We start from the raw sequence: 22,895 nt of genomic DNA, 5'->3' as shown, positions 1-22,895 counted from the left end.
CAATTATGTCGGCGACTCAAAATTACGGCACTGGCCGTCGCAAGACTGCAACCGCGCGCGTCTTCCTGCGCCCGGGCACTGGCAAGATTTCCATCAACAACCGTGAGCTGGATAATTTCTTCGGCCGCGAAACTGCTCGCATGGTCGTGCGTCAGCCGCTGGAGCTGACCGAGACCGTCGAAAAGTTCGATATCTACGTCACCGTTCTGGGTGGTGGTGTCAGTGGTCAGGCTGGTGCTATCCGCCACGGTATCACTCGTGCACTGATCTCCTACGACGAGAGCCTGCGTAGCCCGCTGCGCAAGGCTGGCTTCGTCACTCGTGACGCCCGTGAAGTCGAGCGTAAGAAGGTCGGTCTGCGTAAAGCACGCAAGCGTCCGCAGTACTCCAAGCGCTAATTCGCGCTTTCAAAGAAACGCCCAGTTTCGTTCGGAGCTGGGCGTTTTTTTTGCCTTGCACTTTTGTTTTGGTGCGACAGTGTGTCGCGCGCTGGAGGGCTTGGTTTGCCTGAGGGTAAAGGCATTGTGACAGGCTATTACCTTGTCAGAAGAGGGTCTTTTCTTTACCATTTGGCGAATTTTTCGCGGCTCAATTTTACGTAGTACATGCCTGCTTCACGGCAGGCCATAAGAAGCTGATGGGAGACGACTGAATGAGCAATGACGGCGTGAATGCAGGCCGGCGTCGCTTCCTTGTGGCCGCCACTTCGGTGGTGGGCGCTGCAGGAGCGGTGGGTGCTGCGGTCCCGTTCGTGGGATCGTGGTTCCCAAGTGCCAAGGCCAAGGCTGCCGGTGCGCCGGTAAAGGTAAATATCAGCAAGATCGAGCCTGGACAGCAAATGGTTGCTGAATGGCGTGGTCAGCCGGTGTTTATTGTGCGTCGAACCGAAGAGGTTCTCGGGAATCTTGAGAAGGTCGCTGCCCAGGTGGCCGATCCTGAGTCCAAGGAGTCCGACCAGCCTGCATATGTCGACCCGAAGAACCGGTCTATCAAGCCCGAGCTTCTTGTGGTCGTAGGGCTGTGCACTCATTTGGGTTGCTCGCCTTCGTTCCGTCCCGAGGTGGCTGCGGCCGATCTCGGCGCCGACTGGTTGGGTGGCTATTTCTGCCCCTGCCACGGCTCCAAATACGATATGGCCGGTCGCGTCTACAAGGCGCAGCCTGCTCCCTTGAACCTGCCGGTGCCCCCGCACTCGTACGAGACCGATAATGTCATCATCATCGGTGTGGACCAGGAGAACGCCTGATGAGCAAGTTCATGGAATGGGTTGACGCCCGCTTCCCCGCCACCAAGATGTGGGAAGATCACCTCTCGAAGTACTACGCTCCCAAGAACTTCAACGTCCTGTACTTCTTCGGTTCGTTGGCGCTGCTCGTGCTGGTCAATCAGATTCTTACCGGTATCTGGCTGACCATGAGCTTCGAGCCGTCGGCTGAAGGTGCGTTCGCCTCCGTCGAGTACATCATGCGTGATGTCGAGTACGGCTGGATCATCCGCTATCTGCACTCCACCGGCGCTTCGGCGTTCTTCGTGGTGGTGTATCTGCACATGTTCCGCGGTCTGCTCTACGGCTCCTACCAGAAGCCGCGTGAGCTGGTGTGGATCTTCGGTATGATGATCTACCTCGCGCTGATGGCCGAGGCCTTCATGGGCTACCTGCTGCCGTGGGGCCAGATGTCCTACTGGGGTGCGCAGGTGATCATTTCGCTGTTCGGTGCCATTCCGGTCATCGGCGACGATCTGACCCAGTGGATCCGTGGTGACTACCTGATCTCGGGCATCACCCTGAACCGCTTCTTCGCGCTGCATGTGATTGCGCTGCCGGTCGTGATTCTCGGTCTGGTCGTCCTGCACATTCTGGCGCTGCACGAAGTGGGTTCGAACAACCCGCTGGGCGTGGATATCAAGAAGACCAAGGATGAAGCCGGTGTGCCGCTCGATGGCATTCCCTTCCATCCGTACTACACCGTGAAGGACATCGTCGGGGTTGTGGTGTTCCTCTTCGTCTTCTGCGCGGTTGTATTCTTCTTCCCGGAAATGGGCGGCTACTTCCTCGAGAAGCCGAACTTCGAAGTGGCGAACGCGTTCAAGACTCCTGAGCACATCGCACCCGTCTGGTACTTCACTCCGTTCTACGCGATTTTGCGTGCGGTACCTGACAAGTTGCTCGGCGTAATCGCCATGGGGGCCGCTATCGCAGTGTTGTTCGTTCTGCCGTGGCTGGATCGCAGCCCCGTCAAGTCCATGAAATACAAGGGCTGGATGAGCAAGATCGCGCTGCTGGCGTTCTGCATCTCCTTCATCATTCTCGGTGTACTGGGCGTACTGTCGCCGACGCCTGAGCGTACTCTGGTGTCGCGGATCTGTACTGCTATCTACTTCGGATACTTCATCCTGATGCCGTTCTACACCAAGCTCGAGAAGACCAAAGTGGTTCCGGAAAGGGTGGATGGCTGATGAAAAAGCAATTTGCTGCATTGATTCTTGCAATTCTGCCGGCCTTCACTTTCGCGGCCGGCCCGGCGGTACATTTGGATAAGGTCGATATCGACCTGACCGACAAGGCGGCCATGCAGGATGGTCTGAAGACCTTCGCCAACTATTGCATGGGTTGCCATGGTGCGCAGTATCAGCGCTATGAGCGCGTCGCCACCGATCTGGGTATTCCGGAAGAGGTGATGATGGACAATATCGTCTTCACGGACGCCAAGTTTGGCGATCACATGAAGATCGGTATGAAGCCTGAAGACGCCAAAGTCTGGTTCGGTGCCGCTCCGCCGGATCTCACCCTGGTTGCTCGTGTTCGTGGCAACGACTGGCTGTATACCTACATGCGCAGCTTCTATGAAGATCCGGCGCGTCCGTACGGCGTCAACAACAGCGTGTTCCCCAATGTTGGTATGCCGCATGTTCTGGCTCCGCTCCAGGGTCGCCGGGTTGTCGGATGTAAGCAGGTTCAAGTGGTCGAGAATGGCCGCAAGCAGTTCGATCCGCTGACCGGCACACCGATCACTCAGGAAGCCTGTGACCAGATGGTTGTCGAGCCTGGTACTGGGTCGCTCTCCGAGGCTGAGTACGACGAGAAGATCAAGAATCTGGTGACCTTCCTGGCTTACTCGGCCAATCCGGTCAAGCTGGAAAGCCAGCGCATCGGTACCTACGTGCTGCTGTTCCTGGCGGTGTTCTTCGTGTTCGCCTACCTGCTCAAGCGCGAGTACTGGAAAGACGTTCACTAAGCACTTCGCGGTAATCGTTGTACCTTGCGCGCGCCCAATGGGCGCGCGTGTTTTTTCTGCCTCGAGATAAAGTGAGAAGGCCCTATGGCTGCGACCAACCGGTTGGGCTGCTATTCCGATCCTGCCGATCATTACTGTCATCGCGTTCGCCTTGTTCTCGCCGAGAAAGGGGTTAGCGTGGACATCGTCGATGTCGAAGCAGGCCAGTGTCCGGTCAAGTTGGCCGAGGTGAATCCATACGCCAGTGTGCCCACACTGGTGGATCGAGATCTGGCGCTATACGAGCCCGGCGTGATTCTCGAATATCTGGAGGAGCGCTATCCGCATCCACCGTTGCTGCCGGTCTATCCGGTGGCGCGCGCCAATACGCGTCTGTTGGTGCATCGTATCCAGCGTGATTGGTGTTCGCTGGCCGACCGCATTCTCGACCAGCGCGTTGCGGAGGCTCAGCGCGCTCAGGCACGCAAGGAGCTCCGTGAAAGCCTGATCGGTGTATCGCCGATATTCGCGGAAAAGCCTTACTTCATGAGTGACGAGATCAGCCTTGTCGACTGCTGTCTGTTGCCTATCCTCTGGCGTTTGCCCAGACTCGGTATCGAGTTGCCTCGAGCGGCCAAGCCGCTGCTCGATTACATGGAGCGCAATTTCGCTCGCGAGGCTTTCCAGGCCAGTCTTTCCGCCGTCGAGCGCAACATGCGCTAAGCGAGGTCATCAATGAATTCGAGTCGCCCGTATCTGGTACGAGCACTTTACGAGTGGATCGTCGACAACGATTGCACGCCGCACCTGCTGGTGAATGTCGATTATCCGGGGGTGCAGGTGCCGGCAGGCTACGCCAGCGATGGTCAGATCGTATTGAACGTCGCCCCCAGCGCCGTGCGGCATCTTCATATGGATAACGAGGCGATCAGTTTCGAGGGGCGCTTTGGTGGCGTAGCTCACTCATTGAACGTGCCGTCCGCCGCGGTCATGGCGATCTATGCCCGGGAAAACGGGCAAGGCATGGTGTTCGAGATCGAGCCGACTCCACCGGACGATGACGCGCCGAGCGATGCTGGTGGCGCTGCTGGAGGAGAGGGGCCGCGACCGGGCGGTCGCCCGAGTCTGAAGGTCGTAAAATGAGGTGATGCGGCGCCCGGTGATAGGGCGCCGCTGACCGATCAGTCGATATATTCGAACAGCTTGACGATCCGCTGTACCCCGGCGACGCCCTGGACAAGGTTAGTCGCGCGGCTGCCTTCCTGGCGTGTGACCAGGCCTAGCAGATAGACGATCCCGTTCTCAGTGATCACCTTGATTCGCGAGCCAGGCACGCTGTTGTCGGCGAGCATCTGCGTCTTGATCTTGGTGGTCAGCCAGGAGTCGTTACTGCGTGCCAGTGCGGAGGAGGGCTGCAGAATCTGTAGCTCATTGTGTACGCGCTTGACGCGTTGCACGCCGCTGGCTGCCTGTTCTGCCATCTGCTTGAGTTCTTCGCGAGGCGTCTGGCCGGCCAACAGCACGACGCCGTTGTAGCTGGCAACCACGATGTGGCTACGCTGGTCGAGGTCCGGATGGGCCTTGGCAATGTTGACCGCTGCCTTGGTCTCGATCAGCGAGTCGTCGATCTTGCTGCCGATGGTCCGTGTGCCCCGATTGTCGGCGATCGGGTCGTCGCGCGTGGCCGTCAACACCGAGCTGCAGCCGGTGACGGCCAGGCAAATTCCCAGGGCGATGGCAGGCAAGCGGAAACGGTTCATTCCTCACTCCCAAACAGTTGATTGTCGATCAGGTCGCAGAGGCAGTGGATCGCCAGGAGATGGACTTCCTGGATGCGTGCGGTCACTTTTGCCGGTACGCGGATTTCAACGTCTTCCGGCAGCAGCAGCGACGCCATTCCGCCGCCATCGCGGCCGGTGAGGGCGACTACCAGCATTTCCCGGTCGTGGGCAGCCTGGATCGCCTGGATCACGTTGGCGGAGTTACCGCTCGTGGAGATGGCGAGCAGCACGTCGCCGGGTTGTCCCAGCGCGCGGATCTGCTTTGAGAACACCTCGTTGTAGCTGTAATCGTTGGCAATCGAGGTGATGGTGGAGCTGTCGGTGGTCAGTGCGATGGCCGGAAGGCTTGGGCGCTCTCTCTCGAAGCGGTTCAGCAGTTCCGAGGAGAAGTGCTGGGCATCGCCGGCTGAACCGCCATTACCGCAGGTCAGGATCTTGCCTTCGCTGAGCAGGGCATTAACCATCGCTTGGCCGGCTTGCTCGATGCTGGGGGCTAGCACTTCCATGGCCTGCTGCTTGGTTTCGATGCTGGCCTGGAAGAGTTGGCGGATTCGGGTTTGCATGTCCATTGGTGGTTGACCTTCAAGGTGGCAGGCTCGCCCGAAAAAGCGGTCGGACGATGCACTTGCGGTTCGCTAGGGCCGGACGGCATCGCGCAGCGGTCGCCGCGCAGTGTTTCGTTCAGCTTTCAAATGCGTTGCGGATCCAGTTCAGGTCCTTTGCTTGGCCTGGCGCGGTGATGGCGACTACGTCGAAGCGGCAAGGGTGCTTGGCCCAGCGGCCATGTGCCTGCAGAAACAACTGGGCAGCCTTGATCAGCTTTTGCTGCTTGCGCACATCGACGCTTTCCAGGGCGCCGCCCCAGGCGGTATGCCGCCTGTAGCGGACCTCGACGAATACTACTGTATCGCCGTCGAGCATGACCAGATCGAGCTCGCCGCTGCGGCACGACCAGTTGCGTTCGAGTAGGCGCAGGCCGCTGTCGCTGAGATGCTGCAGGGCCAGTGCTTCGGCAGAGCGTCCGCTGCTCTGGCTTTCGCTCATTACTGCGGCTCGTCCAGCCGCTCTACGGCGCCATCGCGGAACTGTGCCCAGGGCAGCTGGCGCTCGATTCGCTGCTGTGGGTTCAGGCTGAGGGTACCGGAAAGCCCATCGAGGTGAGTGTCCGGAAGGGCCAGCAACTGATTGAGTCGGGGTGCCAGCAGGTAGGCGTCGGCACCCATGGCATAGAGCCGGCCGAGGCTTCCGCCCGCTTGCGGCCATTTCTGCTCGACTTCCTGTCGAAGGGGCAGCTGGTCGTTCAGCAGCCATGGCGTCTCGGCAAAGCGGATCCCTTCAAGGTCGAGGTACTGCGTGCGGTCATGATTGGCCGCGTGCAGGTGGGATGTGGCGTATACCGGCAGGTCGCCCGCGTACTGGAAGATCAGGGTCGGCCTGACCTGCTGGGCCTGTTGTGGTGTGGCCGCCAGGAAGATGAAATCGACGTCCTGCCGACGTGTTGGCTGGCTGGCGGTGGATGCGTCTGTGATGCTGCTTACGCGCTGTCCGCGCTGCTCACTGTTGCGTAGCTGCAGCAGATCGGCGATCTGGTTGGCCAGCTGGACAGGTTCGGCCAGTGGCTCAGATGCGACCAGCGTTCCGCCTGCTTCCTGCCAGCTCTGGCGGAAGGCTTCTAGAATCCTTGCGCCCCATTCTCCGCGAGGCGCCAGCGCGATTGCACGGCGATGGCCGTCCGCCCAAGCGCGGCGAGCGACTTCGCGTGCTTCATCTTCCGCAGCTAGGCCGAACTGAAAGAGCTGAGGTGGTGTGCGCTGTCCGGCGTCGCTGTAGTTGAGCGCCAATGTGGTGATAGGTAGCTGATCGCGTTCCGCGAGCTGGCGCACCAGGTCCTTTTCGAGCGGGCCGACCACCAGCTGTACGCCAGCGGCCTGGGCTTGGCGATAGAAGTCGTCGATGGACTTCATCCGCGAGCTGTCATACAGCTCGATGCGCAGTTCGGCACCGGCCTGCTGTGCGTGCAGATGAGCAGCCAGGAAACCGTCGCGAAGGGCACGAGCAACGCTCGCCAGTTGGCCTTCCATAGGAAGAAGCAGCGCTACGTGATTCAGCGGTTGGTCGGCGAGTTCACGCAGCTTCTGCAGTGACTCCGGGAGCTGCTGCGCGGCGGGGTGCTGAGGGTTCTGCGCGATCCAGTCGTCGATCGCGCGTTGCTGCTGCGCGATGGTGCCGGCGCGTTTGAGCGAAAGCGCTAAGGCTTGCCAGCCGGCCAGATCGGTATCGGCCGCGCCTTGCAGTTGCTGCTCGGGAAGGGCGGACAGGAGTTTCCAGATGGTTTCGTGGTTGGCCTGCGCCTGCTCGCCGCTCAGCAGTGGCGCAGTGAATACGCGCTCACGGGCGGCTGCTAGTGGCTTGTTGTTTGCCTCCAGTGCTTGGGCGCGAGCGAGCTGGCTGCGAATCTGCTGGCTGACGGGAAGCTCGCCCAGACGCTCGAATGACGGGTGCTGCAGCGCTTGTTCTGCCTTTTCGGGCTCCCCGTCGGCGAGTGCGATTTCGGCCTGCAGCGTCAGTGCGAAAATTTGCTGCGCAGGCTTCAGTGCGTCCAGTTGAACCTGCTGCAGAATGCTGCGGGCTTGCGCGCGGTTGCCCTGCTGAATGCTCTGGTCGGCAGCTGCCAGGCGCAGCTGGGTGGCCTGTTCGGCGTCGCTCTGCTCAGCCTGCTTCAACAGTTGCTGAGTGGATGCCTGCGGCGTCCGGGGCAGTTCGCCGAGCGTGGACGAGGGGGAGCTGGAGCAGGCTGCGAGCAGGGTGGCGACGCAGAGGAGAAGGAGGGGGCGTAAGCAAGCCATTGGTTAATCGTTCCTGAAAGCACTGCGAGTGTCGGCCGATTGTACCCAACCACCGAAGGGGCCGCGATGTTGCGGCGGTGAATCGGGCTACAATGCGCATTTCCTATTTGAGGTAAGCCCTGTGACTGCCAGCGGTGGTGCGAATTCCGGAGTGGGTACGCTTTATGTCGTCGCCACGCCGATCGGCAATCTGGAGGACATCAGCGCCAGGGCGCTGCGTGTGCTTCGCGAGGTGGCACTCATCGCCGCCGAGGACACGCGCCACTCCTCGCGGCTACTGGCGCACTTCGGTATCCAGACGCCGCTGGCCGCTTGTCATGAGCATAACGAGCGCAACGAAGGGGGGCGGTTCATCGAGCGTCTCCAGGCAGGGGATGACGTGGCGCTGATCTCCGATGCCGGCACGCCCTTGATCTCCGATCCTGGCTACCATCTAGTGCGTCAGGCCCGGGCGGCAGGAGTGGCTGTCGTCCCGGTGCCGGGGGCCTGCGCGCTGATAGCCGCTCTCTCGGCGGCGGGTTTGCCGTCGGACCGTTTCATCTTCGAGGGGTTTCTTCCCGCCAAGGCGGCTGCGCGACGTTCACGTCTCGAGGCGCTGAAGGAGGAGCCGCGTACGCTGATCTTCTATGAAGCCCCGCATCGCATACTCGAGTCGCTGGGAGATTTCGAGGATGTGTTCGGTGGTGAGCGCATGGCGGTGCTTGGGCGCGAGCTGACGAAGACCTTCGAGACCTTGAAGGGATTGCCGTTGGGGGCTTTACGCGCTTGGGTCGAGGCGGACAGCAACCAGCAGCGAGGCGAATGCGTGCTGCTGGTAGAAGGGTGGGAGGCGCCGCAAGGCGAGAGCGCGGTGAGTGCCGAAGCGCTGCGGGTGCTCGATCTGTTATTGGCAGAAATGCCGCTCAAGCGCGCTGCTGCCGTTGCGGCCGACATCACTGGCGTGCGCAAGAATCTGCTGTATCAGGCGGCGCTAGAGCGCAAGTAGCAAGGCGCCCTGCCGGCGTTTCGCTTGCGGCATGGTGCGCGCGACGGTACTCTGGCGGCCGGAGAGTTGATCGGACAGTCGCTGTCTCTTTTTGTTCCGGCAAGAAGGGAGGGAGGAAAGTCCGGGCTCCATAGGGCAAAGTGCCAGGTAACGCCTGGGAGGCGTGAGCCTACGGAAAGTGCCACAGAAAATAACCGCCTAAGCGCTTCGGCGCCGGTAAGGGTGAAAAGGTGCGGTAAGAGCGCACCGCACGGCTGGCAACAGTCCGTGGCTAGGTAAACCCCACTTGGAGCAAGACCAAATAGGGATCCATTGGCGTGGCCCGCGCTGGATCCGGGTAGGTTGCTAGAGGCAGTCAGTGATGGCTGTCGTAGAGGAATGGCTGTCCTCGACAGAACCCGGCTTACAGATCGACTCTCCGATTCTTCCTTCCGTAATCTCCGTTTTTAATTCCGAAAGATTCTTGCTCTTAACAAAGTACTTTAACTTTGTTGAGTAACTCCTTGCTGCTCCTAAAAAGCCATTCTGGGCCTGTCCGCTTTTCCCCATTTATCCCCACCTGACATCGCTAAATTGCCGCTCCGTAAGGCTTTTTCCCGCTGGGCTCGCCTTGACGGTGGGGCGGCTGCGTTTCTATAGTGCGCACAAGTGGTAGGAAGTGGCAGAAAGTGGGTAAATGTGGGCATGGATAGCTAATTCAGGGGAAGCGCAAGCGTGTTTCGCGGAGCTAACGCCATCAGTCTCGACGCCAAAGGCCGGCTAGCCATGCCCAGCCGGTACCGTGACGAGCTGAATTCCCGTGGCGATGGCCAGCTGATCATCACGATCGACGCCGTGGACCGCTGCTTGTGCATATATCCACTACCCGAGTGGGAACTCATCGAGGCAAAACTTCGTGAGTTGCCTTCCCTGCGAGAAGAGGCCCGCCGCCTGCAGCGTCTGTTGATCGGCAACGCGGTCGACCTGGAAATGGATGGCAGCGGTCGAGTGGTCGTGCCGCCGCGTCTGCGTGAATACGCCCGGCTGGACAAGCGCGCGATGTTGGTGGGGCAACTCAACAAGTTTCAACTGTGGAACGAGGACGACTGGAACGCGATTTCTGACGCGGACCTGGCGGCCATCAAGCAACCCGGCGGTCTGCCGGAAGAACTACGTGACCTTATCCTGTGAGCCAGATCAGCAGCCTGCGACATATCACCGTGTTGCTCGACGAAGCCGTCGCGGCGCTGAACGTGCGCGCCGATGGTCGCTATCTGGACGGGACCTTCGGGCGGGGCGGCCATAGCCGGCTACTTCTGCAACAGCTCGGTCCTAATGGCCAGTTGCTAGGGTTCGACAAGGACCCATTAGCTATCGCTACGGGACAAGCGCTGGCGGCCGAGGACGGCCGCTTTGTCGTTGTGCAGAGAAGTTTTGCCGAGCTCGGTGACGAAGTCGCGCAACGCGGCTGGACGGGGGGGGTGAGCGGCATTCTGCTTGATCTGGGCGTGTCGTCGCCTCAGCTGGACGACCCCATTCGCGGCTTCAGTTTTCTGAACGACGGCCCCCTGGACATGCGCATGGATCCGAGTCGTGGCGTGAGTGCGGCCGAATGGATTGCCTCGGCCGATGAGGACGAGATCGCACGGGTGTTCAAGGACTACGGTGAAGAGCGTTTCGCCAAACGTATGGCTCGTGCAGTGGTGCAGCGGCGCGCTGAGGCACCCTTCGAGCGAACCGCCGATCTGGCCAAGGTGCTGACCGACGCCAATCCAGCCTGGGAGAAAGGCAAGAACCCGGCGACGCGTGCCTTCCAAGGGCTGCGCATTCATATCAATAACGAACTGGGCGATCTGGAGTGTGGTCTCGACGCAGCGCTGGAAGCGCTGGAAGTGGGCGGTCGCCTGGTCGTCATCAGCTTCCATTCGCTGGAAGATCGCATCGTCAAACAGTTCATGCGTCGGCACGCCAAGGGCGAGGCAGACAAGCTGCCGCGTGACCTGCCAATCATCCCGAAGGCCTTCGAGCCGCGTCTGAAGCTGATCGGCAAGCCGCAATACGCATCCGAAGCGGAAGTGAAAGCCAATCCACGCTCGCGCAGCGCTGTCATGCGTGTCGCGGAGAAAGTGCGATGAGCCGCGTGCTGCGTGCCATGCCCAACGGCAGCCTGCTGATGCTGGTGCTGTTCGTCAGCGTTCTCCTGTCGGCGATCGCGGTTGCCTACTGCGCGCATTGGAACCGTCAGCTGTTGAACGAGCTGTATGGCGAACTCAGCGTGCGTGACAAGGCCCAGGCCGAATGGGGACGACTGATTCTCGAGCAGAGCACCTGGACGGCGCACAGCCGCATCGAGACGCTGGCTACCGAGCAGCTGCGCATGCACATTCCTGCGGCGGCAGACGTCCGATTGGTGAAGCCATGATGAGTCTTCAGGGCGCGCTTTATCCCTGGCGCTTTCGCATCGTTCTCGCGCTGCTGGCGTTGCTGGTGGGCGTGATCGCCTGGCGCATCGTCGATCTGCAGGTCATGGATCAGGGCTTCCTGAAAGGCCAGGGCGACGCGCGCAGCGTTCGCCATATTCCGATTCCCGCGCACCGGGGTCTGATCACCGATCGTAACGGCGAGCCGCTCGCCGTAAGCACGCCTGTGACCACTCTTTGGGGCAACCCCAAGGAACTACAGGCCGCGCGCGCCCGCTGGCCAGAACTCGCCAAGGCGCTCGGGCAGGACGCAGCGGTGCTGAGCGAACGGCTGCAATCGCAAGCCTCGCGCGAATTCATGTACCTGGTGCGCGGCCTGACGCCGGAGCAGGGCCAGGAAATTCTCGACCTGAAGATTCCCGGCGTTTACGCGCAGGAGGAGTTCCGTCGCTTCTATCCGGCAGGCGAAGTGGCAGCGCACGTAGTCGGCTTCACCGACATCGACGATCGCGGTCGTGAAGGCATGGAACTGGCCTATGACGAGTGGCTGGCCGGTGTCCCGGGCAAGCGCCAGGTGCTCAAGGACCGCCGCGGGCGCCTGATCAAGGACGTCCAGGTCACCAAGAACGCCAAGCCCGGCAAGGCCATGGCGCTGTCGATCGACCTGCGCCTGCAGTACCTCGCCCACAGCGAGCTGCGCAACGTCGTGCATGAATACGGTGCCAAGGCGGCAAGCCTGGTGATGGTGGACGTCAAGACTGGCGAGATCCTCGCCATGGCCAACCAGCCGACCTACAACCCGAACAACCGCCGCAACCTGCAGCCGGCGGCGATGCGCAACCGCGCCATGATCGACGTCTTCGAGCCGGGCTCGACGGTCAAGCCGTTCAGCATCGCGGCGGCACTGGCGACCGGTAAGTACCAGCCCGATTCGGTGGTCAACACGCTGCCGGGCTGGATGCGCATCGGCCGCTACACCATCCGCGACGTGTCCCGCGGCGGCATGCTGTCGCTGACCGGAATCCTGATGAAGTCGAGCAACGTCGGCATCAGCAAGATCGCCCTGGATATAGGTGCCGAGCCGGTTTACGCGGTGATGCAGCAGGCCGGCTTCGGTCAGGACACCGGCCTGGGCTTCCCTGGCGAGCGCGTCGGCAACCTGCCCAACCATCGCAAGTGGCGGGATGCGGAAACCGCGTCCCTGGCCTACGGCTATGGCCTTTCCGTGACGGCGGTACAGCTGGCGCACGCCTATGCCGTGCTGGGCAACCAAGGCACCAACGTGCCGCTCTCCTTGTTGCGCCTGGATCGCGCGCAGGACGGCGTGCAAGTCATCGACAAACAGATTTCCGGCACCGTGCTGCAGATGCTGCGGGCGGTGGTCGAGGAGGAAGGCGGCGGTGGCGCGCGGGCCAAGGTGCCGGGCTACCACGTCGGCGGCAAGAGCGGTACCGCGAAGAAGATCTCCGGTACCGGTGGCTATACCAAGGATGCTTACCGTTCGTTCTTCGCCGGCGTCGCGCCGCTTTCCAACCCGCGAATCGCCGCGGTGGTCGTCGTGGACGAGCCGAGCAAGGGTCAGTACTACGGTGGTCTGGTGGCCGCTCCGGTGTTCGGCAAGGTCATGGCGCGCGCACTGCGCCTGATGAATGTCGCGCCGGACAATCTGCCGCCGCCCGCCGAGCTGCAGACCGCGGAAGCGGCCAAAGGCAAGGGAGGGCGCAGCTGATGCCGATGCCATTGAATCACCTGCTGCCACACGCCGGCAGTGACGTCCTGATCCGCGAGCTGACGCTCGACAGCCGCAAGGTTCGTGGCGGCGACCTGTTCCTGGCGGTGCCGGGGCTGCAGCATGACGGGCGCGATCATGTACAGGACGCCATTGCCCGCGGCGCCGCTGCGGTCGCTTACGAATCCGAAGGGCTGGATCAGGCGCTGACCGGTGCCGCGGTGATGGTGCCGGTGCATCACCTGGCCGGTCAGCTCTCGGCCATAGCCGGGCGCTTCTACGGAGAGCCCAGCCGCAACCTGCGTCTGGTCGGTGTCACCGGAACCAACGGCAAGACCAGCGTCAGCCAGCTGATCGCCCAGGCCCTCGACCGTCTCGGCGAACCCTGCGGGATCATCGGCACCCTGGGCACCGGTTTCTACGGTCAGCTGGAAATGGGGCGGCATACCACGCCGGATGCGATCGGCGTTCAGGCGACCCTTGCTCAGCTGAAGCAGGAAGGCGCGCGCGCCGTGGCGATGGAGGTGTCGTCCCATGGCCTCGATCAGGGCCGCGTCGCCGCGCTGGAGTTCGACGTCGCTGTCTTTACCAACCTGTCGCGCGACCATCTCGATTACCACGGCACCATGGAAGCCTACGGCGCTGCCAAGGCTCGGCTGTTCGGCGTGCCTGGTCTGAGCTGTCGGGTGATCAATCTCGACGATGGCTTCGGCCGTGCGCTAGCCGGTGAGGAGCGCGAATCGCGGCTGATCAGCTACAGCCTGGAAGACGCCTCTGCCTACCTGTACTGCCCCGAGGCGCAGCTCGACGATGACGGCATTCATGCGCGGCTGATCACCCCGCAGGGTGAGCGCTCGCTGCGCAGCCCGCTGCTGGGCCGCTTCAACGTCAGCAACGTGCTCGCCGCCGTTGGCGCCTTGCTCGGTATGGACTACCCGCTGGACGAGATCCTCGCCGTGCTGCCGGAGCTTGAAGGCCCGGCCGGCCGCATGCAGCGTCTGGGCGGCGGCGACCGGCCACTGGTGGTGGTCGATTACGCCCATACCCCCGACGCTCTGGAAAAGGTGCTTACTGCACTACGTCCGCACGCACGTGGTCGCTTGCTCTGCCTGTTCGGCTGCGGTGGTGACCGTGACACCGGCAAGCGCCCACTCATGGCCGAGGTCGCCGAGCGGCTGGCCGATGGGGTTGTGGTTACCGATGACAACCCGCGCAACGAGGCGCCGGAACGCATTCTCGACGATGTCCGCAGCGGCTTCGTCAATCCGGAAGCGGTGACCTTTGTGCAGGGTCGCGCCCAGGCGATTGCCCGGCTCATCGCGGCCGCCAATGCCAGCGATGTGGTAGTGCTCGCTGGCAAGGGCCACGAGGACTATCAGGACATTCGCGGCGAGCGGCTGCCGTTCTCCGATATCGAGGAAGCCTGTACCGCACTGTCCACCTGGGAGAAGCCCGATGCTTGAAGCCATGCGACTGAGCGAGCTGCAGCTGCCGTTGTCCGGCCGTCTGGTGGGGGCCGATGCCAGCTTCTCTGCGGTCAGCACTGACAGCCGGGCGATCCAGCCGGGGCAGCTGTTCATTGCGCTGACCGGTCCGCGCTTCGATGGTCATGCCTATCTCGCCGAGGTGGCCGCCAAAGGCGCGGTGGCGGCTCTGGTCGCACGCGAAGTCGAGGGCGCGCCGCTGCCGCAGCTGGTTGTCGCCGATACTCGCCTGGCGCTGGGGCGTCTGGGGGCGCTCAACCGTGAGGCCTTCAAGGGGCCAGTCGCCGCCATCACCGGCTCGAGTGGCAAGACCAGCGTCAAGGAAATGCTCGCCAGCATTCTGCGCAGTGCTCACGGGCACGACGCCGTGCTGGCTACGCGCGGCAATCTGAACAACGACCTCGGTGCGCCACTGACGCTGCTGGAACTGAGCGCCGAACACCGCAGCGCGGTCATCGAGCTCGGCGCCTCGCGAGTGGGTGACATCGCTTACACCGTCAGCCTGGTGCGCCCGGATGTCAGCCTGATCACCAACGCCGGAACCGCCCATGTCGGCGAATTCGGCGGCCCGGAAAAGATCGTTCAGGCCAAGGGCGAGATTCTCGACGGCCTGAGCGCAACCGGCACCGCCGTGCTGAATCGTGACGACAAGGCCTACTCGATCTGGGCCGAGCGTGTGGCTGGCAAGCGCATCGTGTCGTTCGGTCTGGACAACCCGCTTGCCGATTTTTCCGCTGGTTCGATCGCCTACGACCAGCGCGGTTGCCCAAATTTCGTACTGACCGGCCCGCTGGGCAACCTGCGCGTGCAGCTCAACCTGCTGGGCCGCCACAATGTGGCCAATGCGCTGGCTGCCGCCGCGGCCGCCCACGCCTTGGGCATCACCGCCGAGGCTGTCGTGGCCGGATTGCAGGGCCTGCAACCCGTCAAGGGGCGTACCGTGGCGCAGATGCTCGCCAATGGTGTGCGTCTCATCGACGACAGCTACAACGCCAACCCCGCTTCGATCTGCGCCGCGATCGACGTGCTTGCCAGTTTCGCCGGGCGCACCATTCTCGTCCTGGGGGACATGGGTGAGCTGGGCGAGTGGGCCGAGCAGGGGCATCGCGATGTCGGTGCCTACGCGGCGGGCAAGGTCGACACCCTCTATGCCGTTGGGCCACTGATGGCCCATGCGGTCGCCGCTTTCGGGCAGGGTGCCCGGCATTTCGCCGATCAGGCCAGCCTGATCGAAAGCCTGCGTGCCGAGCAGGGCAGCGGCACCACCATTCTGATCAAGGGCTCGCGTAGCGCGGCGATGGACAAAGTCGTCGATGCGCTCGCTGGGCCATCCATGGAGAAACACTGATGCTGCTGCTGCTCGCCGAGTATCTGCAACAGTTCCACAAGGGCTTCGCGGTCTTCCAGTACCTGTCGCTGCGTGGAATCCTCGGCGTCCTCACCGCGCTGGTACTGTCGCTGTGGATGGGCCCGTGGCTGATCCGCACCCTCCAGTTGCGCCAGATCGGCCAGGCGGTGCGTACCGACGGACCGCAGTCGCATCTGTCGAAATCCGGCACGCCCACCATGGGTGGCGCGCTGATCCTCAGTGCCATCGGCATTTCCACGCTACTCTGGGCCGACCTGGCCAACCGCTACGTGTGGGTCGTGCTGGCGGTGACATTGCTGTTCGGCGCCATCGGGTGGGTCGATGACTACCGCAAGGTGATCGAGAAGAACTCGCGCGGGTTGCCAAGCCGCTGGAAGTATTTCTGGCAGTCGGTGTTCGGCCTCGGTGCGGCGATCTTCCTTTATATGACTGCGCAGACGCCGGTTGAAACGACGCTGATCCTGCCGCTGCTGAAGAACATCGAGATCCCGCTGGGCATCGGTTTCGTGATTCTCACCTATTTCGTCATCGTCGGTTCGAGCAATGCGGTCAACCTCACCGACGGCCTCGACGGCCTGGCGATCATGCCGACCGTGATGGTCGGCGGCGGTCTGGGCATCTTCTGTTACCTCTCCGGTAACGTGAATTTCGCCGAGTATCTGCTGATCCCCTACATCCCCGGTTCCGGAGAACTCATTGTCTTCTGCGGCGCGCTGATCGGTGCCGGCCTCGGCTTCCTCTGGTTCAACACCTATCCGGCGCAGGTCTTCATGGGCGACGTCGGCGCGCTGGCCTTGGGCGCAGCGCTGGGCACCATTGCCGTGATCGTCCGCCAGGAAGTGGTGCTGTTCATCATGGGCGGCGTGTTCGTGATGGAAACGCTGTCGGTGATGATCCAGGTCGCCAGCTTCAAGCTCACCGGCAAACGCGTTTTCCGCATGGCGCCGATCCATCACCATTTCGAACTCAAGGGCTGGCCCGAACCCCGGGTGATCGTGCGCTTCTGGATCATTACCGTGATCCTGGTGCTCGTCGGCCTTGCCACCCTGAAACTGAGGTAACCGAGAGTGCTCATCGCTTCCGACCAGTTCCGCATCGTTGTCGGCCTCGGCAAGAGCGGCATGTCCCTGGTTCGCCACCTGGCGCGCCGCGGGCTGCCGTTTGCCGTGGTGGACACTCGTGCGAACCCGCCGGAACTGGCCACGCTGAAGGCCGAGTACCCGGATGTGCAGGTACGCTGCGGCGAACTGGATGTGGATTTCCTCTGTACCGCCAGCGAGCTGCTGGTGAGCCCCGGGCTTGCGGTCAGCACGCCGGCGTTGCAGGAAGCCGCGGCACGGGGCGTCAAGCTGTCGGGGGACATCGAGCTGTTCGCCCGCGAAGCCAAGGCACCCATCGTCGCGATCACCGGCTCCAATGCCAAGAGCACTGTGACCACTTTGGTCGGCGAGATGGCCGCGGCAGCCGGGCGTACCGTGGCGGTCGGCGGCAATCTGGGCACTCCAGCGCTCGATCTGCTTGCCGATGATGTCGATCTCTACGTACTGGAGCTTTCCAGCTTCCAGCTGGAAACCACCGAGCAGCTCAATGCCGAAGTGGCCACCTGCCTGAACATCAGCGAAGACCACATGGACCGCTACAGTGGGCTGCCGGCTTATCACCAGGCCAAGCACCGCATCTTCCGTGGCGCGCGCCAGGTGGTCGTCAATAGGGATGACCGCCTCAGCCGGCCGTTGGTGGGTGAGGATGTGCCGACCTGGACCTTCGGGCTCGGCAAGCCGGACTTCAAGGGCTTCGGGCTGTTCGAGGAAAAAGGCGAGAAGTACCTGGCGTTCCAGTTCGAGGCACTGATGCCGGTGCGCGAACTGAAGATGCGCGGTGCGCATAATCAGTCCAACGCCTTGGCTGCGTTGGCACTCGGGCACGCGGTGGGGCTGCCGTTCGGCCCCATGCTGGATACGCTGCGTCGTTTCACCGGTTTGCCGCACCGTTGCCAGTGGGTCGGTGAGCGTGCCGGTGTCAGCTATTACGACGACTCCAAGGCCACCAACGTCGGTGCTGCGCTGGCAGCGATCGAAGGCCTCGGCGCCGACATCGACGGCAAGCTGGTGCTGATCGCCGGCGGCGACGGCAAGGGCGCCGACTTCTCCGCGCTGCGCGCTCCCGTGGCGCGTTACTGCCGAGCCGTGGTGCTGCTCGGTCGCGACGCCCCGCGTCTGGCCGAGGCGCTGGGCGAAGCGACGGTGCTGATCCGCGTCGCCAGCCTGGAAGAGGCTGTACAGCGCGCCGCCGAATGTGCGGAGTCGGGCGATGCGGTACTGCTTTCGCCGGCCTGCGCCAGCCTGGACATGTTCAAGAACTTCGAGGAGCGCGGTCGTCTCTTCGCCGCTGCGGTGGAGGCGCTCGACTGATGCTCGCCTTCCTGCGCCAAGCCCCTTCGCCCCTGTACGGCCGCCGTGGTGTGGACCTGGACTTCCCCATGCTGGCCGGTTGTCTGGCGCTGCTTGGTCTCGGCCTGGTGATGATCACCTCGGCGTCGTCCGAGGTGGCGGCGGTCAACTCCGGCAATCCGCTGTACCACATGATTCGCCACCTGATCTATGTGGTGCTGGGGCTGGGTGCCGGCGCCGCGATGCTGCTGGTACCGCTTTCGTTCTGGCAGCGGATGGACTGGATGCTGCTCCTGGCGGCCTTCGGGCTGTTGATCCTGGTGCTGCTGCCGGGCATCGGTCGCGAGGTCAATGGTTCCATGCGTTGGATCGGCTTCGGCGCGTTCAACGTGCAGCCGTCGGAGCTGGCCAAGGTATTCGTGGTGATCTACCTGGCCGGTTATCTGGTGCGCCGGCAGGAGGAAGTTCGCGAGAGCCTGTGGGGATTCGCCAAGCCGTTCCTGGTGCTGCTGCCAATGGCGTTCCTGCTGTTGCTGGAGCCCGACTTCGGGGCGACGGTGGTGATGATGGGCGCTGCGGTAGCCATGCTGTTCCTCGGCGGGGTCGGAATGATCCGCTTCAGCCTGCTGGTGATCGCCGCGGTCGGCGCAGTGGTGGTCCTGGTGCAGACTCAGGAATACCGCCTGCAGCGCCTGATCACTTTTACCGACCCCTGGGCCGACCAGTATGGTGCCGGCTATCAGCTGACCCAGGCGCTGATCGCCTTCGGACGTGGCGAATGGTTCGGCGTCGGCCTCGGCAACAGCGTACAGAAGCAGTTCTACCTGCCCGAAGCGCACACCGACTTCGTGTTTTCGGTACTTGCCGAAGAGCTGGGCATGATCGGCGCGCTGGCGACCATCGCCCTGTTTGCCTTCGTCGGCGTGCGTGCCCTCTACATCGGACTCTGGGCAGAGAAGGCTCGGCAGTTCTTCGCCGCCTATGTCGCCTGGGGCCTGGCGTTCCTCTGGCTCGGTCAGTTCCTGATCAACGTCGGGGTGAATGTAGGCCTGTTGCCGACCAAGGGCCTGACGCTGCCCTTCCTCAGTTACGGCGGCAGCTCGCTGGTGGTGACCTGCGCGAGCATGGCGTTGCTACTGCGCATCGAGTGGGAAAGCCGTACCGTATTGGGCAGCGAGGACACCGAGTTCGACGAGTCCGACTTTGCCGAGCCCTCGGTCAAGGAGGTCGCTCATGGCCGCTAATGTCCTGATCATGGCCGGCGGTACCGGTGGGCACGTATTCCCTGCGTTGGCCTGCGCGCGCGAGTTCCAGGCGCGTGGCTATGCCGTGCATTGGCTCGGCACGCCGCGTGGCATCGAGAACGAACTGGTGCCTGCTGCCGGGCTGCCATTGCACCTGATTCAGGTCAGTGGGTTGCGCGGCAAAGGCCTGGCGTCGCTGATCAAGGCTCCGCTGCAGCTGGTTCGCTCGCTGTTCCAGGCGCGCCGCATCATCCGCGAGCTGCGTCCGGTCTGCGTGCTGGGGCTTGGCGGCTACGTCACCGGTCCCGGCGGGCTGGCGGCCAAACTGGCCGGCGTGCCGCTGGTGATCCACGAGCAGAACGCCGTGGCCGGTACCGCCAACCGCAGCCTGGTGCCGTTGGCCAGCCGGGTCTGCGAGGCCTTCCCGGATACCTTCAGTTCCAGCGCCAAGCGCCGGACAACCGGCAACCCGGTGCGGGAGGAACTGTTTCTGGAAACCCCGCGAGACAGCCTGGCTCATCGTCGGCCGCGTCTGCTGGTGCTGGGCGGCAGCCTGGGTGCCGAACCGCTGAACAAGCTGTTGCCCGCAGCGCTGGCGCGGGTCCCCGCCGAACTGCGGCCGGAAGTGTTCCACCAGGCCGGCAAACAGCACGCCGAGATTACCGAGCAGCGTTATGCCGAGGCGGGCGTCGAGGCCGAGGTTGCGCCCTTCATCAAGGACATGGCGCGGGCTTACGCCTGGGCCGATCTGGTGATCTGCCGCGCCGGCGCACTCACCGTGTGCGAGCTGGCCGCCGCCGGGCTGCCGTCGTTCCTGGTGCCGTTGCCCCACGCGATCGACGATCACCAGACCCGCAATGCCGAATATCTGGCGAAGGAGGGTGCTGCCGTCCTTCTGCCACAAGCCAAGACTGACGCGGCCGCGCTCGCCGCTCAGCTGACCGAGGTAATGATGCAGCCGGAAAAACTCAAGGCCATGGGGGCCACCGCGCGCCGCCTGGCCCGGCCCGACGCCACCCGCAGCGTGGTCGATATCTGCCTGGAGGTGGCCCATGGCTAAGTCTCCCGCTGCGGTGAAAGCCGAAGTACGCCGCATGCGGCGCATCCGCCGCATTCATTTCGTTGGCATCGGCGGGGTCGGCATGTGCGGCATCGCCGAAGTGCTGCTCAACCTCGGCTACGAGGTGTCCGGCTCGGACCTCAAGGAGTCGGCCAGTACCGAGCGTCTGCAGAGCTTCGGCGCACAGATCTTCATCGGCCACCAGGCCGGCAATGTCGCCGGTGCCGACGTGCTGGTGGTGTCCAGCGCGATCAATTCGGCCAATCCGGAAGTGGCCCTGGCCCTGGAACAGCGCATCCCGGTGGTGCCGCGGGCCGAGATGCTCGCCGAGTTGATGCGCTACCGGCATGGCATCGCCGTCGCCGGAACCCATGGCAAGACCACCACCACCAGCTTGCTGGCTTCGGTGTTCGCGGCAGGTGGGCTCGATCCGACCTTCGTCATCGGTGGCCGTCTGACCGCGGCTGGTACCAATGCGCAGCTGGGCAGCAGCCGTTACCTGATCGCCGAAGCGGACGAAAGCGACGCCAGCTTCCTCCACCTGCAGCCGATGGTGGCGGTGGTGACCAACATCGACGCCGACCACATGAGCACCTATGGCGGCGACTTCGGCAAGCTGAAGAAGACCTTCGTCGAGTTCCTGCACAACCTGCCGTTCTACGGCCTGGCGGTGCTCTGCGTCGACGATCCGGTGGTGCGCGAGATCATTCCGCAGATCGGCCGTCCGACTACCACCTACGGTTTCAGTGAAGACGCCGACGTGCGTGCCATCAACGTTCGTCAGGAAGGCATGCGCACCTATTTCACCGTGCTGCGCGACGGCTGCGAACCGCTGGACGTCTCGGTGCACATGCCCGGCAACCACAACGTGCTCAATGCCCTGGCCACCATCGCCATCGCCACCGACGAGGGCATCGATGACGAAGCCATAGTCCAGGGCCTGGCCGAGTTCGCCGGCGTCGGCCGCCGTTTCCAGGTCTACGGCAATCTGCCGGTGGACGGCGGCAGCGTGATGCTGGTGGACGACTACGGGCACCACCCGCGGGAGGTCGCCGCGGTGATCAAGGCGGTACGTGGCGGCTGGCCGGAGCGGCGCCTGGTTATGGTCTACCAGCCACACCGCTACAGCCGTACCCGGGACCTCTACGACGACTTCGTGCAGGTGCTCGGCGAATCCAACGTGCTGCTGCTGATGGAAGTCTACCCGGCCGGTGAAGAGCCCATCCCTGGTGCCGACAGCCGCCAGCTGTGCCACAGCATCCGCCAGCGCGGTCAGCTCGACCCCATCTACGTCGAGCGTGGCGTCGATCTGGCGCCGCTGGTCAAGCCGCTGCTGCGTGCCGGTGACATCCTGCTCTGCCAGGGCGCCGGCGATATCGGCGGGCTGGCTCCGCAACTTCTCAAGAGTCCCCTGTTCGGTGGCGATGACGCCGCAAGGAAAACCAAATGATGGCTTTGCAATCGACGCGCGACCCCAAGGAATTCGGCCGCGTCGCCGTGCTCTTCGGCGGCAGGAGCGCCGAGCGCGAGGTCTCCCTCAAGTCCGGCGCTGCCGTGCTCGCCGCGTTGCAGGCGGCGGGTGTGGATGCCTTCGGTATCGATGCCGGTGATGGCCTGCTGCAGCGCCTGAGCAGCGAGCGGATCGACCGTGCCTTTATCGTCCTGCACGGCCGCGGTGGCGAAGACGGCAGCATGCAGGGGCTGCTGGAGTGTGCCGGCATTCCTTACACCGGCAGCGGCATCCTCGCTTCGGCGCTGGCCATGGACAAGCTGCGCACCAAGCAGGTCTGGCAGAGCCTCGGCCTGCCAACGCCGCGGCACGCGGTGCTGGCCAGCGAAGTCGACTGCCAGGCCGCGGCCCAGATGCTGGGCTTTCCGCTGATCGTCAAGCCGGCGCACGAGGGATCGAGCATCGGTATGGCCAAGGTTGGCGATGTCGCCGAGCTGATCGCCGCCTGGCGCGCAGCGAGCACCTATGACGCGCAGGTGCTTGTTGAACAGTGGATCCAGGGCCCCGAGTTCACCGTGGCGGTGCTGCACGGTGAGGTACTGCCGCCGATTGGCCTGGGCACGCCGCATACCTTTTACGACTACGACGCCAAGTACCTGGCGTCCGATACCCAGTACCGGATCCCCTGCGGGCTGGACGCGGCCCGCGAAGAAGAACTCAAGGTGCTCTCGGCGCGTGCCTGCGAGGCGGTGGGTATTCGCGGTTGGGCGCGGGTGGACGTGATGCAGGATGCCGAGGGCAACTTCTGGCTGCTGGAAGTGAACACCGTGCCGGGCATGACCGATCACAGCCTGGTGCCGATGGCGGCGCGTGCCGCCGGGCTGGACTTCCAGCAGCTGGTGCTGAGCATTCTCGACGACAGCCTCGAGGCGGGGAACTGAGC

At 63.3% G+C, this 22,895-nt stretch carries 23 protein-coding genes and 1 other RNA gene; 20 read left to right on the top strand and 4 right to left on the bottom strand.

Annotation, left to right across the window (positions count from 1 at the left end):
• Positions 1–5 precede the first annotated feature (5 nt).
• From rpsI to P5703_RS16875, 6 genes are all read left to right on the top strand, one after another.
• Positions 6–398: a 30S ribosomal protein S9 gene (gene rpsI, locus P5703_RS16900; protein ID WP_013981948.1), complete on the top strand. Its 393-nt coding sequence runs from the start codon at positions 6–8 to the stop codon at positions 396–398.
• A gap of 254 nt (positions 399–652) precedes the next feature.
• Positions 653–1,246: a ubiquinol-cytochrome c reductase iron-sulfur subunit gene (petA, locus tag P5703_RS16895; RefSeq protein ID WP_011912250.1), complete on the top strand. Its 594-nt coding sequence runs from the start codon at positions 653–655 to the stop codon at positions 1,244–1,246.
• Positions 1,246–2,457 (top strand): cytochrome b, encoded by a 1,212-nt coding sequence (locus tag P5703_RS16890; RefSeq protein ID WP_285588268.1) that lies wholly within the window; start codon positions 1,246–1,248, stop codon positions 2,455–2,457. Before petA ends, P5703_RS16890 begins: the two co-directional genes overlap by 1 nt.
• Positions 2,457–3,236: a cytochrome c1 gene (locus P5703_RS16885; RefSeq protein ID WP_013981951.1), complete on the top strand. Its 780-nt coding sequence runs from the start codon at positions 2,457–2,459 to the stop codon at positions 3,234–3,236. Before P5703_RS16890 ends, P5703_RS16885 begins: the two co-directional genes overlap by 1 nt.
• Positions 3,237–3,320: 84 nt before the next feature.
• Positions 3,321–3,938 (top strand): glutathione S-transferase N-terminal domain-containing protein, encoded by a 618-nt coding sequence (locus P5703_RS16880; protein ID WP_013981952.1) that lies wholly within the window; start codon positions 3,321–3,323, stop codon positions 3,936–3,938.
• Positions 3,939–3,950: 12 nt separating this feature from the next.
• Positions 3,951–4,358: a ClpXP protease specificity-enhancing factor gene (locus P5703_RS16875; RefSeq protein WP_011912254.1), complete on the top strand. Its 408-nt coding sequence runs from the start codon at positions 3,951–3,953 to the stop codon at positions 4,356–4,358.
• A gap of 38 nt (positions 4,359–4,396) precedes the next feature.
• Here P5703_RS16875 and P5703_RS16870 read toward each other — a convergent pair whose 3' ends face one another.
• From P5703_RS16870 to P5703_RS16855, 4 genes are all read right to left on the bottom strand, one after another.
• A complete protein-coding gene (locus P5703_RS16870) occupies positions 4,397–4,975 on the bottom strand; it encodes a BON domain-containing protein (RefSeq protein WP_013981953.1) in 579 nt (192 codons plus the stop codon).
• Positions 4,972–5,565 (bottom strand): phosphoheptose isomerase, encoded by a 594-nt coding sequence (locus tag P5703_RS16865; RefSeq protein ID WP_013981954.1) that lies wholly within the window; start codon positions 5,563–5,565, stop codon positions 4,972–4,974. Before P5703_RS16865 ends, P5703_RS16870 begins: the two co-directional genes overlap by 4 nt.
• A 112-nt stretch (positions 5,566–5,677) precedes the next feature.
• Positions 5,678–6,040, bottom strand: coding sequence for a YraN family protein (locus P5703_RS16860; RefSeq protein ID WP_011912257.1), 363 nt, complete (start codon positions 6,038–6,040; stop codon positions 5,678–5,680).
• Positions 6,040–7,842 carry a penicillin-binding protein activator gene (locus P5703_RS16855; protein ID WP_011912258.1) on the bottom strand — a complete coding sequence of 601 codons (1,803 nt, stop codon included), beginning with the start codon at positions 7,840–7,842 and terminating at the stop codon, positions 6,040–6,042. The genes P5703_RS16860 and P5703_RS16855 overlap by 1 nt, the downstream gene beginning before the upstream one ends.
• Positions 7,843–7,963: 121 nt before the next feature.
• Between P5703_RS16855 and rsmI the strand changes: the two genes are divergently transcribed.
• From rsmI to P5703_RS16785, 14 genes are all read left to right on the top strand, one after another.
• Positions 7,964–8,827, top strand: a complete 864-nt coding sequence (gene rsmI / locus P5703_RS16850) for a 16S rRNA (cytidine(1402)-2'-O)-methyltransferase (protein ID WP_041755400.1) — start codon at positions 7,964–7,966, stop codon at positions 8,825–8,827.
• A gap of 62 nt (positions 8,828–8,889) precedes the next feature.
• Positions 8,890–9,249: RNase P RNA component class A (gene rnpB / locus P5703_RS16845), an RNA gene on the top strand.
• A gap of 292 nt (positions 9,250–9,541) precedes the next feature.
• Positions 9,542–9,997 (top strand): division/cell wall cluster transcriptional repressor MraZ, encoded by a 456-nt coding sequence (gene mraZ / locus P5703_RS16840; protein WP_003281171.1) that lies wholly within the window; start codon positions 9,542–9,544, stop codon positions 9,995–9,997.
• Complete coding sequence (gene rsmH, locus P5703_RS16835; RefSeq protein ID WP_013981956.1) at positions 9,994–10,941, top strand: 16S rRNA (cytosine(1402)-N(4))-methyltransferase RsmH; 948 nt, start codon at positions 9,994–9,996, stop codon at positions 10,939–10,941. Before mraZ ends, rsmH begins: the two co-directional genes overlap by 4 nt.
• Entirely contained in the window at positions 10,938–11,228 is a 291-nt protein-coding gene (ftsL, locus tag P5703_RS16830) for a cell division protein FtsL (protein ID WP_013981957.1), read from the top strand. The genes rsmH and ftsL overlap by 4 nt, the downstream gene beginning before the upstream one ends.
• Positions 11,228–12,955 carry a peptidoglycan D,D-transpeptidase FtsI family protein gene (locus P5703_RS16825; RefSeq protein ID WP_011912263.1) on the top strand — a complete coding sequence of 576 codons (1,728 nt, stop codon included), beginning with the start codon at positions 11,228–11,230 and terminating at the stop codon, positions 12,953–12,955. Before ftsL ends, P5703_RS16825 begins: the two co-directional genes overlap by 1 nt.
• On the top strand, positions 12,955–14,418 hold the full coding sequence (locus tag P5703_RS16820; protein WP_013981959.1) for a UDP-N-acetylmuramoyl-L-alanyl-D-glutamate--2,6-diaminopimelate ligase: 1,464 nt from the start codon (positions 12,955–12,957) through the stop codon (positions 14,416–14,418). The genes P5703_RS16825 and P5703_RS16820 overlap by 1 nt, the downstream gene beginning before the upstream one ends.
• Positions 14,411–15,787: a UDP-N-acetylmuramoyl-tripeptide--D-alanyl-D-alanine ligase gene (locus P5703_RS16815; RefSeq protein ID WP_285588251.1), complete on the top strand. Its 1,377-nt coding sequence runs from the start codon at positions 14,411–14,413 to the stop codon at positions 15,785–15,787. The genes P5703_RS16820 and P5703_RS16815 overlap by 8 nt, the downstream gene beginning before the upstream one ends.
• Complete coding sequence (gene mraY, locus P5703_RS16810) at positions 15,787–16,869, top strand: phospho-N-acetylmuramoyl-pentapeptide-transferase (RefSeq protein WP_011912266.1); 1,083 nt, start codon at positions 15,787–15,789, stop codon at positions 16,867–16,869. Before P5703_RS16815 ends, mraY begins: the two co-directional genes overlap by 1 nt.
• A 6-nt stretch (positions 16,870–16,875) precedes the next feature.
• On the top strand, positions 16,876–18,219 hold the full coding sequence (murD, locus tag P5703_RS16805) for a UDP-N-acetylmuramoyl-L-alanine--D-glutamate ligase (RefSeq protein ID WP_049338797.1): 1,344 nt from the start codon (positions 16,876–16,878) through the stop codon (positions 18,217–18,219).
• A complete protein-coding gene (ftsW, locus tag P5703_RS16800; protein ID WP_049325399.1) occupies positions 18,219–19,442 on the top strand; it encodes a putative lipid II flippase FtsW in 1,224 nt (407 codons plus the stop codon). The genes murD and ftsW overlap by 1 nt, the downstream gene beginning before the upstream one ends.
• On the top strand, positions 19,432–20,502 hold the full coding sequence (gene murG, locus P5703_RS16795) for an undecaprenyldiphospho-muramoylpentapeptide beta-N-acetylglucosaminyltransferase (RefSeq protein ID WP_285588247.1): 1,071 nt from the start codon (positions 19,432–19,434) through the stop codon (positions 20,500–20,502). Before ftsW ends, murG begins: the two co-directional genes overlap by 11 nt.
• Entirely contained in the window at positions 20,495–21,952 is a 1,458-nt protein-coding gene (gene murC / locus P5703_RS16790) for a UDP-N-acetylmuramate--L-alanine ligase (protein ID WP_011912270.1), read from the top strand. Before murG ends, murC begins: the two co-directional genes overlap by 8 nt.
• Positions 21,949–22,893 (top strand): D-alanine--D-alanine ligase, encoded by a 945-nt coding sequence (locus P5703_RS16785; protein ID WP_285588245.1) that lies wholly within the window; start codon positions 21,949–21,951, stop codon positions 22,891–22,893. The genes murC and P5703_RS16785 overlap by 4 nt, the downstream gene beginning before the upstream one ends.
• Positions 22,894–22,895: the final 2 nt, after the last annotated feature.

Source organism: Stutzerimonas sp. FeSN7, assembly GCF_030263795.1.
Taxonomy (GTDB): domain Bacteria; phylum Pseudomonadota; class Gammaproteobacteria; order Pseudomonadales; family Pseudomonadaceae; genus Stutzerimonas; species Stutzerimonas stutzeri.
This window is presented reverse-complemented; position numbering and strand designations above follow the sequence as displayed.